Consider the following 12,977-nt stretch of genomic DNA (forward strand, 5'->3'; position numbering starts at 1 on the left):
TAATTTTTTGATACATTCACAATGCAGGGGAAAATTAGCGCTTATTTTTTACTGGCCCATTGAGAATGGCTGTTCTCGTTCTGGACGTTAGTATATGAGCACTGATTTTCTCTATTTTTGTTTATGCTTAACAATTGGCTTGAAAAAAAGAAAACATATTTTTTTGTCACCGTCATTGTCTTAATAAAATAGTAGATCAACCGCCATGACAGACCCGTTTATCCCAGTAATCAAAAATAAGTAATCTATATCGTCAACTTATACCCTTTGGAACGAACTGTTTTAATATATTCGGGATGTGCGGCATCTTTTTCGATTTTCTGTCTTAAATGAAAAATCAAATTCGATACGCGATATTGTTTGTCATTCCCGTCATTCTCCCAAACATTTTTGTAAATTTCTTCATAAGAGACCGCCACATCTTGTTGTGTCTGTAGAAACTCAATTGTTTTAAATTCAAGTTTTGTTAAATTGATCTCTTCTCCATTTAATACAACGCTAAAATTACATGGTCGAAGTTGAAAAGTTGTTTCATTAATAGTTTTTCTCGAGTGCTCTTCATTTTTTTCATTCATATTATTGTATCTATTGAATGCATTTAGTATAGTAAGTTGCCACTCTTCTGGGTCACATTCATTATCAAATATTCCATCTGCACCAAGCTGTAAATAAACAATATGATTCATCTTATTGTTTTTTTCTGAAATTACCCAAATAAAATTATTTTGCTTTTTCTTTAATAGAATAATCAGTTCACAGATTATACCGATATTCTGTGATTGCTGTTCGTTGATGATGATACCATCATAATTTTCTATTGTTTTAGCAACTTCATTTTTGTTTGTTGCGTGTACGTGCAACTGAATGCTCTTTAATGAATCTATGTATTTTTGTTCATCTGTATTACCAAGCAAAACGAATCCTATGTTGTACATGTGGTGTTCCCCTTTATGATTTTATCGTTAAATTAGTCATTTCTGATTAACAAGTCTCTGTTTTATAACTTTTTTAATTTAAAAAATGTATGAATTAGATATATTAAAGATATATTAACAAAACTAAAATAAGTTTAATCTATTTTTTTTATCAAGTCTACACAATTTCATCCTTTTATTTATCAGATTTTTGATAAATAACGCAAATATTTGAGAATTATGTGAATGGAATCTTCATTTTCCATTAAAATCTCTACTATCTTTTTTTGAAATCTCTTGAAGAAAAGCGTTGATTTATAAGACTTTCTTTATGAAAAATCATTATTTCAACGCTTTTGTTCTAATAATTAGAATGGAATGGAAAAGATAAATTAAAAACCTATTGACTCTATTTGTTGAGAAAAAAATTTATTCTCGATGAATTTTATAGAATTCAGACAATTGATGAGCATATGATAATTGCTGGTCTTTATAAGGAAAAGCAAGCAATCAGAATGAACACTGTTAATTGATCTGAACTCATTTCCATCATTATTTTTACATTGAGACCTTGAACAATATCCATAAAATCGCTAATGCATTAGGCCTCTTGATCAAAAAATTCTCAACTACAATATAGAAAGAAAAAAATACCAAGACTAAATATATATTTAGTCTTGGTATTTTCTGAGTTTCAAAATAAACGATCAAAAAATTAAAACAGAATAAAATTAAAACCTTATGATAGGCTTTGAATACTAATTATTTCAGATAATTTTAAAAAAAAATTTACAGAGTATTTACTATACACTCAAACTCTATTATCTATAGTACATGTCACTACATTTTATGGACACTGTGCGCGCTTTGAATGCCACCACATGCTTCTTTACAGGCTTGATTAATCAGTCTAAACGAACTCTCTGTACTATTCAATCCACGTTTGTACTTGATTTCATCGATGACTTCACATTTTTCGTTTAATGCTTCTAGCCAAAAGTAGATCCCTTCTTTATAGGTATCTAAGCCTTCCAAAAGAATTTTTGTTGCTTCTTTTTCACCATAAAATACTAAGTTTTTTCTAAAACTTGCTTCTTCTACAAAGAACCGGTTAACATTGCTGCGGCAAAATAAATATGTATCTTTACCTCTTCTGTTAATGGCTTGACTACAGCTGTTCTCTTGTACTTCCTTAGAAATGGCATTAAAAATCTCATTGTAGACTTCAACTCGTTGCATTACTGACAAAATCATATCTGTATAACTAAACATAATGCTCTCTCCTCCCATAACTAAGCAGCTAAAAACGCTGACTTATGTTTATTATAGTATCTCTCAATCTCTTATATCAAGTAATATGCTATTAAAATACAATTTTTTGTCATTTTTTTCATTCCTATGTCTATTTTTTTTCTACTTTAAAATAAAAAAAAAGCCCATTCCTCAGTGTTTGCAAGGGAATCGAGCTACTTTTATTTTATTTATCGTTAATTCTATATTATTATTTTTTTGATTTTATTATAAATCGAATTTTCAAAAATAATACTTTTAGTTACTTTAATTTCTTATAAATAGGTATAAGCTGTTAATAGGAATTATACACATTAGTATAGTGAGATTAAAACATAATGCTCGAAAAAACTAATTTTAGTCATTGACATTGGAGTATGCTCCAATGTTAAGATGATTTTGAGGTGATCGAAATGGAGAAAAGGTGGACGATCAAAGAAATCGCTCGACAAGTTCATTTAAGTGAAGATACTATTCGATATTATGAAAAAGAAGACTTGATACATCCCCAAAGAGGAGAGAATAACTACCGATTATATGGACAGAATGATATTGCACGTTTAAAGTATATCTCTGTCATGAAGTATGCTCATTTTTCTTTAAAGGAAATGAAAGAAGTATTGAATTTATTCGATCAACCAGTGTCTTTAGAATGCAACAATCGTAGTCGAGAACTGATGATAAACAAAGTCAATGATTTAGAGACAATGATTCAGCATTATCAATTGATCATCAACTCAATCAACTCACTGCCGATTCCCAAAACTTATGAAGAATGCGAATCAAACTATGAACAAATGAAAAAGGAATTAGCACAATTCACTAATACAATCTTTGAAGATTTGCATCCCTAAAAAATTACCTGGAGGTATCACAAATGAAGATATTGATTATCTATGCTTATCCCAATACAACAGGCTATACTCATGCCATTTTAAATAATATACATCAAGGAACAGAACAACAAAATACCGTTAAAATCATTGATCTTTATAAAGAAAACTTCGACCCGGTATTGGTGTTTAACGAACAGAAAAAAAGAAGAAATATGCAATTTGATGAAGAAACGGCCATTTACCGTGAACAAATTTTATGGGCAGATCATCTTATCTTTATATTCCCGATTTGGTGGGGCGGTATGCCTGCGATTTTAAAAGGTTTTATCGATAAAGTCTTCAGTAAAGGTTTCGCTTATAAATATAAAGGTAGTCTCCCTGTCGGACTTTTAAAAGAAAAATCAGCATGGATCATCACAACTGAAGATGCACCTAAATGGTATAAGAAGTTATTTCAACAAGATTATGGAACCATTTTGAAAAAACAAGTATTAAACATGTTTGGTATCAAAAAGGTCAAACACTATTCACTATCTTCCATGAAAAATCTAAATGACACGCAACGAAAAAACTTTCTACAGAAGATGTTCGAGCAAGCTTCTAAATTATCTGCTTGATTTTTATTTTGAAATAAAAAAAGGTACTAAGAAAAATTTTACTTTTCCTTAGTGCCTTTTTTTAAATGTAAAATTGGATACGGTCTGCCTGCATCATCAACTTCACTTCTTTCATATTCATCAAAACCCATTACTCGATAAAAGGCTTTGGCAGACTGATTTTGTTCATTAACATCAATAATTTGAATATCATTTTCTTTAAGTAAGTTTGTTACTACCTGTTTGCCATATCCTTTTCCAATATAGAGTGGATCTAAAAAAAGCATTTCTAATTTATTTCCATCCACACCCGAAAAGCCGATGATCTTGTCATGATCTGTCCATACTCTTACATCTAGGTGAGGAAAATATGTCGGTAGCTCATTCTTTATTGTTTCAAAATCTTCAGTGCTCAAAAAATCATGTGTTTGTTTAACCGATTTTGCCCAGATTTCTACGAGTTTACTGTACTCGTTTTCAGTTGCTTGGTGCTGATCCATGTTATTCTCCTTAACTATTTTGTCTTCTTACGTGATTTCATGATAGCATTTCTTCACTTTTTTAACGATAATTTTACTAAAAACATCTTTTGCTCAGCTCATTTCTTTTCGTTCAATTCATTGATCTGCTCTTGTAATTCTCCCAATAATTCAATCTGCATGTTCTGCATTTGAACTAAGTGTTGCCATTGACTATTGATTAGATAATCCATTTTTTCATGAAGTAAATTAACTTCTATTTCAGATTTTAAGTTGATTTGATAATCATTGTTTGCTTCTGCTCGATCCCTTTGTTCTTGTCGATTTTGGCTCATCATAATGATAGGTGCTTGAATCGCTGCCAAACATGATAATGCCAAATTAAGTAAAATATATGGATATGGATCAAATGGTGTAAAAAAAATCATCGTAGAATTAACAATGATCCAAACAGCTAGTACGGTGATAAAAAATGAAAATAAACGGCCAACTGCCGCCAAATTTAGCAATACCATCAGCTGTTTTTTGTCCTGTGGTCAATTTTTTAGCTGGAGAAGGATTCAGCTTATCGGTAATCGTTGTATTGTCTTTAATGCTTTGAACGATCGTTTCATTCAACTGTTCCATTTTCCCTGAATCAGTTGAAATCAGTTGCTTGATATAATCTAGTCTATAATTCAGTAACTCTGGAAACGTAATTTCTGACTCTTCTGTCAGCTCAGGGCGTACTTTAAGAATGTACAGCTGTATTTCCTCTTCGGTATTTTTCAATTGTATTGTGTTATTGTGGGTAGAACTCTTTTTTTCTGCTTTTTCGCTACTGTTTTGTTTTGCCATTTTTTTACTCCTTATTTTCATTATACCTCTATCATACAATGGTCTGTCGATTTCATACATCAATTTGACTAAAAGAGGCTGAGGCATAACTCTACGAGTCACACCTCAGCCTCAAGGAATCCGAATAAACGATGGGAGCAGAAGCAATTCCTTCGGAAATAAACACTTCTTTCCCAGCCTCTTTTAGGAAAGTCATTTTGTTTCTTTATAGATATTTTTCAACGTTAATGGTGCTGCAAATGTATGATAATTTACCCCTTTGACTTGTTCATTTTGCAAAACCGATTGTTGATTTTGACTGATAATAATCATTCCTGCTGTGTTTTCAATCCCTTCTTTTTCAGCAGCGATCAAGGTTTCCCAGCGTTTTTCTAGATCGGTCGCATATTTTTGTGAAGCATCGTCTAATAAAGCATCATACTTAGCGTTCGAGTAATTGCGATCGTTTCCTGTACGTAACATGTTTAATGTTGAAATCGGATCTTGATAATCTGGTGTCCAGTAAATCAAGAACATATCGTAGTCACTCTCACGACTAAGATTTAATGCTGTCTCAGTTGGTAATGCTGTCATATTGATTGTCAAACCAGAGAATAGTTTTTCTAAACTACCTTGAAGGCTTTCACCCATTTTTTTATATGAACCATCGTCTGTTACCATTAAATCCAACGTAATTTTATCGCCTAACTCTTTTTTAGCTAGTTCCCAATATTTCAAAGCTTCTTCTTTATTGTAGGTCATTAAATCGCCGGCTTCTTCTCTAAAATCTACTCCTGTTTCTGGGTTACTTACAAAACCTTCTGTAACTGCTCCATACAAAGGTTTTGATCCATCTGCAATAATATTATTCACGAGATTTTCTTTGTCAATCCCTAATGCTAAGGCTTTTCTTAGGTTTTCATTTTTTAATGGTGTCTCTTTGTCTTTACGTTTTTGGTTTAAGCGAATATAATTCATGGTTGCTGTTGGATAGGAGTGATAGTTTGGATTACTTTGATTTTGTTTTGCTAATTCTCCAGTGACTGTCGCTACATCTAACTGTCCATCTTCAAAAAGATTCAATGCTGTTGAGGCTTCTTTAACAACTTCATAATGGATCTTATCTGATTTCACATTCGCTTGATCCCAGTATTTTTCGTTTTTCTTTAAATCCCAGCTTAAATCTGTTTGCTTCCAATTTTCTACGGTAAATGGTCCATTATAAATAACATTTTCACTTGTTGTTCCGTAATCTGTTCCCATTTTTTCAACGAATTTTTGATTTTGTGGAAAAAATGTAGGGAAAGCAAGGACTGAAGTGAAATATGGTTTTGCTTCTTTTAACTTTACTTCTAACGTTTGGTTATCAATAGCTTTTACACCAAGTTCATCGATTGATTTTTTTCCTTCTGAAATTTCTTCTGCGTTTAAAATCGTATCCGCAACTAAGAAGCTATACACAAAGCCATTTTTAGGATCAATCATTTTTTTCCAGGCGTATTCAAAATCCGCTGCTGTCACGGGATCATCATTACTCCATTTCGCATCGTCTCTTAATTTAATGGTATATGTTTTACCATCGTCAGAAATTTCCGGCATTTCTTTTGCCGCTGCTGGAATGAGTTGATCTTGATCATCTAGTGCATATAATCCTTCAAAAGCTGCTGTTTGGACAATGGCATCTGGGAAATCCAGCATAACTGATGTATCTAATGTCGTTAATTCCGAGGGCGACATTAACTTTAATGGATCTGTTTCCTTTGTTTGCTTTGCTTCTTTGCCACCAGAACACCCCGAAATGATGGTCAGTATCAGTGTTAGACCGATAATTGATTTGACTACTTTTTTCATACGTTTCTCCCCTATTTCATTTTATGTGCGTTCAACTAACATCCAAACAACAATTGCAACTTCGGCTCCATCGTTATAATTGATATGTCCTTCTCCTGCTTCAATTAGCTGCGCATCACCAGGTTTTCCTACCAGATCTTGACCGTCTTCTAAAATCGTATGGGCCTCACCCGAAACAACATAAGAATATTCATCTTGGTCATGTCTAGCAAATCCTTCTAATGGTCTTTTTTCTCCTGGTTGTAAAACAATCACACCCATCTGAACGTTTTCATTTGGTTGATTTTCTGCATCGAAAAAAATCGTCATTTCTTGTGGCAGTGATGGTTTAATGATCATACTTTATAACAACTCCTTTTACTTTTATAGGTGATTTTATCTATTATTGCCTTAACCCTTCAATAAGTCAATAACATTTTTGAAAATTCTGACATTTCATTCGGAGTTGAACTGCAAAATAGTTAAAGTTAAGATGTGGGTCAACCCTGAAATTCAGTTTTGCCCCACACCCTTGAAATGATGTTGATTTTTTTATTAATTCCAATAGCCTTGATGGACAGCGGCAGCCGCTTGCTCAACTTCTGGAAATGGTCCAATTACTTGGATATTTTTTTGACCATGACTCAGTATTTCTTTTGTAGGCAAATCGAAAGTTGGATTTTGTTCATTATCACCTGTTAATTCTAGCAAACGTTTTTCGGTCATCGCATAAACAATTTTTCCGATATTTCCCCAGTAAATTGTTCCAGTACACATCGCACAAGGTTCAGCCGTAGTATACAACGTACACTCCCATAAAAATTCTTTGCTATATTTTTGTGATGCTCTGGCTGCCAATGTCGTCTCGGCATGTCCTGTACAGATATTTTCTGTGATTTCAATATTTTCCTGCTCTAAAAGAATCGTTCCTTCTTTATCGGCTAGTAATGCGCCAAAGGGAGTGTTGCCATGCTCACGGGCATTTCGGGAAATCTCGATGCAACGATTCAATAGTTCAATATGCTGACTTTTCGTCATAACTAGTCCCTCTTCTTTCAATCTTCTTTACTCAACAAAACGTTTATTCAATGCTTCTCTCGTCAATTTATCGATACCAATAGCTTGCTTTAGATAAGTAGAAACATCTCCATATTGCTTTTCAACCGTTTGATAAAAACGATCTAAATAACTGCTATCTACATTTAAAGCAACATGCAAAGCTTCTAAATTAGCTTCTTCCAGCTCTGCTTTTTTTGCTTGTTCTAAGATCATTGCATTTTCTTTTTTTCTTAAGTCATTTGTTAATAAATAATCTGTGTATATAGCCTCTCTTGGTACATCAAGCGTTTCTAATACCAATAATGCGGCAATTCCCGTACGATCTTTCCCTGCAAAACAGTGGAATAGAATACTTTCTTGTTTTGGTAACGCTAAGATTTCTTCAAAAAATTTATTGTAGCCTTTTTGAGATATCGTATTTAAAGCAATATCCGAATATAGCTTTTCCATATAAGAAGCCGACTTCTCTGGTGAGCCGATTTTAACAAAATCTCCGATCGAAGCTCCTTCATCTTGAATGTCTTCCAAAATATCAATATGGATATATTCTGCTTTTGGAACAGACATATCAGGTCTTTCTTCTACTTCAGCTCCGCTTCTTAAATCAATGATTTTACCTACACGGTATTTTGTTTCTAAACGCTGCTCATCATCTTTTGTTAAACTAGACAACTCACCTGATCTTAAAAACACATCTTTCTTAACTTGTTTACCTTCTTTATTTTTGATACCACCTATATCACGAAAATTTGTAATAGTCACCATAATTTTTGTCCTTTTTCCTTCTTTTTGTTCTTATTATACACAAAATTCGATCAAAATTGTTTCTTTGATCGAATTTTGTGCCAATGAGTTTGAAACGGATTATCGATTTACTGTTTCTAGCTCAATCGTTCTTCTATTTTTTTTGTCCTGCTTCAACATAACTTAGGTCATTGATTTTGTCTAACGTGTATTTTCCATCTTTATATTTTACAGTACAAACACTCGCATTTTTTAAGCCACCTTCTGGGATTTTATAATCATCGGATAAGGTAGCGAGTAAAGCAGAAATACTTAGTCCATGTGATGCGATCAAGACATTTCCTGAACCTTCATTCTTCATTTCTTTTTCAACAATATCATCTATCCCTGCTTTAAGTCGAGTCGTAATTGTCTTATAATCTTCTGCCGGCCAATTGATTTTAGCTTCTTCTACATTTTTAGCGTCTAATTTGGCTACACAGTTAGCAAAAGATTCTGGTGTCATATTTTTCAAGAATTCTTCTAACGTTACTCCTTGATCATCCGCTATATCTTGCCACATGGTGTGATTCAAATCGCCTTCATATGTTCCAAAATTGAATTCTCTCAATCGTTCATCCGTAATGACTTTTAAGTCAGATGATTTTTCATTTTCTTTCACAATTAAATTGGCTGTTTGAATGGCGCGACCACTGTCACTACTATATGCATTTTGGAAATCAATATCTTTTAGCCCAACACCTGCAGCGGTTACGACTTCTTCACCTGCTTTAGTCAAGACTGCGTCCGACCAACCTTGGACACGATCTGTTGTATTTAGCATTGTTTTACCGTGGCGAACGATATACAAAGTCAACTCTTCTGGTGTCTTTTTAGCAGTTCCGGTATCCCCTGTTTTGGCATTTCCGCTACCACATCCTGCGACTACTAATAAACCTAATATTAAAATCCCTAACAGTTTTCCTCTCTTTTTCATCTGATTACCTCCCCTTTTATTCGTTCGTCAAATCTTCCCCATTTGTCGCAATCACTTTTTTATACCAATCAAATGATTTTTTTTTCGAACGTTTCAATGTACCATTTCCATCATTATCACGGTCTACATAGATAAAACCATAGCGTTTTTTCATTTCTCCTGTTCCTGCTGAAACAAGATCGATACAGCCCCATGTGGTATAGCCTAGTAAATCTACACCATCAAGCTCTACCGCATCTTTCATCGCTTGGATGTGCGCAGCTAAATAGTCGATACGATAATCATCGATCACGTTGCCGTTTTTGTCTGGCGTATCTACTGCTCCTAAGCCGTTTTCTACGATAAACAATGGTTTTTGGTAACGGTCGTACAAGTCATTCATTGTCACACGTAATCCCAATGGATCAATCTGCCAGCCCCATTCACTTGCTTCTAAATATGGATTTTTCACTGAGGCAAAGATATTTCCTGCTGTTTGTTCATTGATCGCAGGATCAGTCGATTGAACGCGTGATGAATAATAAGAGAATGAAATAAAGTCTACTGTGTGTTCTTTCAGTAATTCTAAGTCGCCCTCTTCAATTGGTAATTCAATGCCTTCACGCTCTAATTCTTTCAACGCATACGCTGGGTATTCCCCACGAGATTGTACATCAATAAAGAAGAAATTCTCCCGATCCGCTTTACGCGCTGCCCAGACATCTTCTGGTTTACATGTATACGCATAGTTTGTGCCTGCCGCTAACATACAGCCTACTTGGTTTTCTGGATCGACTTCATGGGCAATTTTTGTCGCGATAGCACTTGCCAATAACTCGTGATGCGCCGCTTGGTATTTCACTTGTTCCTTATTTTCACCTTCTTCAAAATAAAGACCTGCCCCCATAAATGGTGCGTGTAAAATCATATTGATTTCGTTGAATGTTAACCAATATTTAACTAAGCCTTTGTAGCGATTGAAAATTACGTTACATAAGTTTTCATAAAAGCCAACCATTTCACGACTACGCCATGCGCCATATTTTTCTACTAGATGCATTGGACAATCAAAGTGAGTGATCGTTACAAGGGGCTCTATATTGTGTTTGCGGCATTCTTTGAACAAATCTTCATAGAACTTCAAGCCTTCTTCATTCGGCTCAGTTTCGTCTCCTAGAGGGAAAATTCGACTCCAAGCAATTGAGAGACGGTAGGTTTTAAAACCCATTTCGCCAAATAATGCGATGTCTTCTTTATAACGATGGTACATGTCGATCGCGTTTTGAGCTGGATAAAAATGTTCGTCATCAAAATCAAACATTTTCATCTCCCCTGTGATTACTGGAAAACGATCCGGTCCAACGGGTGCTAAATCTACGTTAGCCAAACCGCGTCCGCCTTCGTTATACCCGCCTTCACATTGATTGGCCGCTGTTGCGCCGCCCCATAAAAAGTCTTTTCTAAATGCCATATCAAAATTCCTTTCTCACATAAACTTGCAGTAAAACCTATCTTGCTTTACTGCAAGCTCTGTTCTCATCTATTATGTTTAAGTTAATCCAGTAATCAATGTATCGTTTGAGGTTACATCATGTTCTTGTGTTTCCACGATGTCTAGATAATCACCAGTATTTGTCACAATGACCGGCGTTTCTACACTATATCCTGCTGCTTTGATTGCCTCAATGTCAAAAGTTACTAGGACTTGTCCTTTTTTCACTTTATCGCCTTGTGCTACTTTTGCTTCAAAACCGTTTCCTTCTAGCTGAACCGTGTCCATACCTATATGGATCAATAACTCCATCCCTTGATCTGATATCAATCCAACTGCGTGCAATGTTGGGAACAGAGTCATCACTGTGCCATCAAATGGAGCTCTAACAACGCCTTCTGTCGGTTCAATTAAAACACCTTTTCCTAAAGTACCTTGAGCAAATGCTTGATCACTTGCTTTGCTTAACGGTAAGACACGTCCTTTAACTGGACTTAAAACGGCTTCCTTGATTGCTTTTTGTGCTTTTTTATTTTCTGTTACTTCTTCCACCACTGTATCATCTTTCCAGAAGAAGAATGTTAATGTAAAACCGATAACAACGGCAATTAAGATGGCAACAAAAGAATGAATCATCCCACTTGCATTGTCCCCATTTATAAAGTTTAATACACCAAAAATTCCTAATCCACCCATTGTGTAAGAAGTTACCCCGTTAATCATTAAATATAAACCACCAACGGCCGCTCCAATCATTGAAAAAATGAAAGGTGTTTTTCTTGGTAAAGTGATACCATAGATGGCAGGTTCAGTTACACCGAAGATACCGGAAATTATTGCTGGCGGACATAGAGCTTTCATTTTTGCATCTTTTAATTTGAAGAACATTGCCATAACTACTGCTGTTTGAGCAAAACTTGCTGCAAAAGAACCAACCAAAACTTGACTTGCCCCTTCTTGAGTAATTTGCATGATTGCAAGCGGCACAACACTCCAGTGTAAGCCGAAAATAACCAATACTTGCCAGAAGAAACCAAGAATAACGCCATACAATGCTGGTGAAAAGCCCATTAAAGCCTGGAAACCTGCACTTAGTAAATCTGTTAACATGCTGATGATTGGACCAATTACTAAGAAACCAATTGGTAATGCAATCAATACTACAAAGAATGGTACCAAGAAAGTTTGAACAACTTCAGGAATAAGTTTCTTGAAGAGTTTTTGAATTTGCGCTGCAAAGGCAACAATGAATATGATTGGTACAACACTACTTGTATATCCCGCACCAACCCATGGAATACCTAAAAACGTGTCATAAGCAGGTAATCCTAACAAACTATATGGAGCGGCTGCACCTGCACCTGCCGTTTTTTCAAAGGCCGCTTGCAAGGCACTTCCTTGTACTGTTGGGTAACAAAGAGCTGCCCCAATAACAATTCCTACCATTGGGTTTAAATTAAATTTTCTAGCTGCCGTATACCCTAGAATCACTGGCATGAAATAGAAGATTGCATCGCCAATACCATTTAACATTGTATACGTTCCAGAAGTAGCTGAATATAATTTCAAGAAAACAAGTAACGCATTTAGACCTTTTACCATACCAGCTGCAGCTAATGCACCCAAGAAGGGTTGGAAACAGCCACTTAAAATATCAATCAAACGATTAAATAAATTTCCACCAGATGATTCTTGTTCTGCATCTGCTGAAATTCCAGCAATACTGACAACATCTTCATACACTGCAGGTACGTGATTACCAATTACTACTTGATATTGCCCGCCGCTTTTCATTACAGTAACTACGCCGTCCATATTTTTTAGTACATCGTCATTTGCTTTTGATTCATCTTTCAATTTAAAACGCAGGCGTGTAATACAATGCGTCAAACTATTAATATTTCCTTTTCCGCCCACATTTTCAACAATTTTCTCTGCTAAATCATGATATTTTCCCATTTTTTGT

At 34.8% G+C, this 12,977-nt stretch carries 12 protein-coding genes and 1 pseudogene; 2 read left to right on the forward strand and 11 right to left on the reverse strand.

Going from position 1 to position 12,977, the window contains the following annotated elements:
• Window positions 1-245: 245 nt before the first annotated feature.
• Together IGL98_RS14770 and IGL98_RS14775 are read right to left on the reverse strand one after the other, a co-directional pair.
• Window positions 246-935, reverse strand: a complete 690-nt coding sequence (locus tag IGL98_RS14770; protein WP_206847232.1) for a winged helix-turn-helix domain-containing protein — start codon at window positions 933-935, stop codon at window positions 246-248.
• A gap of 819 nt (window positions 936-1,754) precedes the next feature.
• Window positions 1,755-2,186 carry a hypothetical protein gene (locus IGL98_RS14775; protein WP_206847231.1) on the reverse strand — a complete coding sequence of 144 codons (432 nt, stop codon included), beginning with the start codon at window positions 2,184-2,186 and terminating at the stop codon, window positions 1,755-1,757.
• Window positions 2,187-2,617: 431 nt separating this feature from the next.
• On the opposite strand from IGL98_RS14775, the gene IGL98_RS14780 reads away from it, so the two are divergent.
• Window positions 2,618-3,058: a MerR family transcriptional regulator gene (locus IGL98_RS14780; RefSeq protein ID WP_206847230.1), complete on the forward strand. Its 441-nt coding sequence runs from the start codon at window positions 2,618-2,620 to the stop codon at window positions 3,056-3,058.
• A gap of 23 nt (window positions 3,059-3,081) precedes the next feature.
• The gene (locus tag IGL98_RS14785) at window positions 3,082-3,657 is read left to right on the forward strand and encodes an NAD(P)H-dependent oxidoreductase (protein ID WP_206847229.1); all 576 of its coding nucleotides are present in this window, start codon (window positions 3,082-3,084) and stop codon (window positions 3,655-3,657) included.
• Between the two features lie 38 nt (window positions 3,658-3,695).
• Here the strand turns inward: IGL98_RS14785 and IGL98_RS14790 are convergent, their stop codons facing one another.
• The 9 genes and pseudogenes from IGL98_RS14790 to IGL98_RS14830 all read right to left on the reverse strand — a co-directional run bounded on the left by IGL98_RS14790 (window position 3,696) and on the right by IGL98_RS14830 (window position 12,970).
• Window positions 3,696-4,136, reverse strand: coding sequence for a GNAT family N-acetyltransferase (locus IGL98_RS14790; protein ID WP_206911784.1), 441 nt, complete (start codon window positions 4,134-4,136; stop codon window positions 3,696-3,698).
• A gap of 98 nt (window positions 4,137-4,234) precedes the next feature.
• A pseudogene (locus IGL98_RS14795) lies at window positions 4,235-4,952 on the reverse strand (DUF1003 domain-containing protein).
• Window positions 4,953-5,144: 192 nt separating this feature from the next.
• A complete protein-coding gene (locus IGL98_RS14800) occupies window positions 5,145-6,782 on the reverse strand; it encodes a peptide ABC transporter substrate-binding protein (RefSeq protein ID WP_206847225.1) in 1,638 nt (545 codons plus the stop codon).
• 21 nt (window positions 6,783-6,803) lie between these two features.
• Window positions 6,804-7,121 carry a cupin domain-containing protein gene (locus tag IGL98_RS14805; RefSeq protein ID WP_206847224.1) on the reverse strand — a complete coding sequence of 106 codons (318 nt, stop codon included), beginning with the start codon at window positions 7,119-7,121 and terminating at the stop codon, window positions 6,804-6,806.
• A 195-nt stretch (window positions 7,122-7,316) separates the two neighbouring features.
• On the reverse strand, window positions 7,317-7,799 hold the full coding sequence (locus tag IGL98_RS14810; protein WP_206847223.1) for a nucleoside deaminase: 483 nt from the start codon (window positions 7,797-7,799) through the stop codon (window positions 7,317-7,319).
• 27 nt (window positions 7,800-7,826) lie between these two features.
• Window positions 7,827-8,585 (reverse strand): tyrosine-protein phosphatase, encoded by a 759-nt coding sequence (locus IGL98_RS14815; RefSeq protein ID WP_206911783.1) that lies wholly within the window; start codon window positions 8,583-8,585, stop codon window positions 7,827-7,829.
• Between the two features lie 133 nt (window positions 8,586-8,718).
• Window positions 8,719-9,540, reverse strand: a complete 822-nt coding sequence (locus IGL98_RS14820; protein ID WP_206911782.1) for a histidine phosphatase family protein — start codon at window positions 9,538-9,540, stop codon at window positions 8,719-8,721.
• 16 nt (window positions 9,541-9,556) lie between these two features.
• The gene (locus tag IGL98_RS14825) at window positions 9,557-10,990 is read right to left on the reverse strand and encodes a 6-phospho-beta-glucosidase (protein WP_339099554.1); all 1,434 of its coding nucleotides are present in this window, start codon (window positions 10,988-10,990) and stop codon (window positions 9,557-9,559) included.
• Between the two features lie 78 nt (window positions 10,991-11,068).
• Entirely contained in the window at window positions 11,069-12,970 is a 1,902-nt protein-coding gene (locus IGL98_RS14830) for a beta-glucoside-specific PTS transporter subunit IIABC (protein ID WP_206846907.1), read from the reverse strand.
• Between the last annotated feature and the right edge of the window lie 7 nt (window positions 12,971-12,977).

Source organism: Enterococcus sp. DIV0840, from assembly GCF_050527835.1.
Classification (GTDB): Bacteria; Bacillota; Bacilli; order Lactobacillales; family Enterococcaceae; genus Enterococcus_L; species Enterococcus_L ureasiticus.

Bases quoted from the DNA above. Each gene is read 5' to 3' on its own strand.
- IGL98_RS14825 (WP_339099554.1), bottom strand. From the start codon at position 10,990: ATGGCATTTAGAAAAGACTTTTTATGGGGCGGCGCAACAGCGGCCAAT.
- IGL98_RS14775 (WP_206847231.1), bottom strand. From the start codon at position 2,186: ATGTTTAGTTATACAGATATGATTTTGTCAGTAATGCAACGAGTTGAA.
- IGL98_RS14810 (WP_206847223.1), bottom strand. From the start codon at position 7,799: ATGACGAAAAGTCAGCATATTGAACTATTGAATCGTTGCATCGAGATT.
- IGL98_RS14820 (WP_206911782.1), bottom strand. From the start codon at position 9,540: ATGAAAAAGAGAGGAAAACTGTTAGGGATTTTAATATTAGGTTTATTA.
- IGL98_RS14815 (WP_206911783.1), bottom strand. From the start codon at position 8,585: ATGGTGACTATTACAAATTTTCGTGATATAGGTGGTATCAAAAATAAA.
- IGL98_RS14805 (WP_206847224.1), bottom strand. From the start codon at position 7,121: ATGATCATTAAACCATCACTGCCACAAGAAATGACGATTTTTTTCGAT.
- IGL98_RS14800 (WP_206847225.1), bottom strand. From the start codon at position 6,782: ATGAAAAAAGTAGTCAAATCAATTATCGGTCTAACACTGATACTGACC.
- IGL98_RS14785 (WP_206847229.1), top strand. From the start codon at position 3,082: ATGAAGATATTGATTATCTATGCTTATCCCAATACAACAGGCTATACT.
- IGL98_RS14780 (WP_206847230.1), top strand. From the start codon at position 2,618: ATGGAGAAAAGGTGGACGATCAAAGAAATCGCTCGACAAGTTCATTTA.
- IGL98_RS14830 (WP_206846907.1), bottom strand. From the start codon at position 12,970: ATGGGAAAATATCATGATTTAGCAGAGAAAATTGTTGAAAATGTGGGC.
- IGL98_RS14790 (WP_206911784.1), bottom strand. From the start codon at position 4,136: ATGGATCAGCACCAAGCAACTGAAAACGAGTACAGTAAACTCGTAGAA.
- IGL98_RS14770 (WP_206847232.1), bottom strand. From the start codon at position 935: ATGTACAACATAGGATTCGTTTTGCTTGGTAATACAGATGAACAAAAA.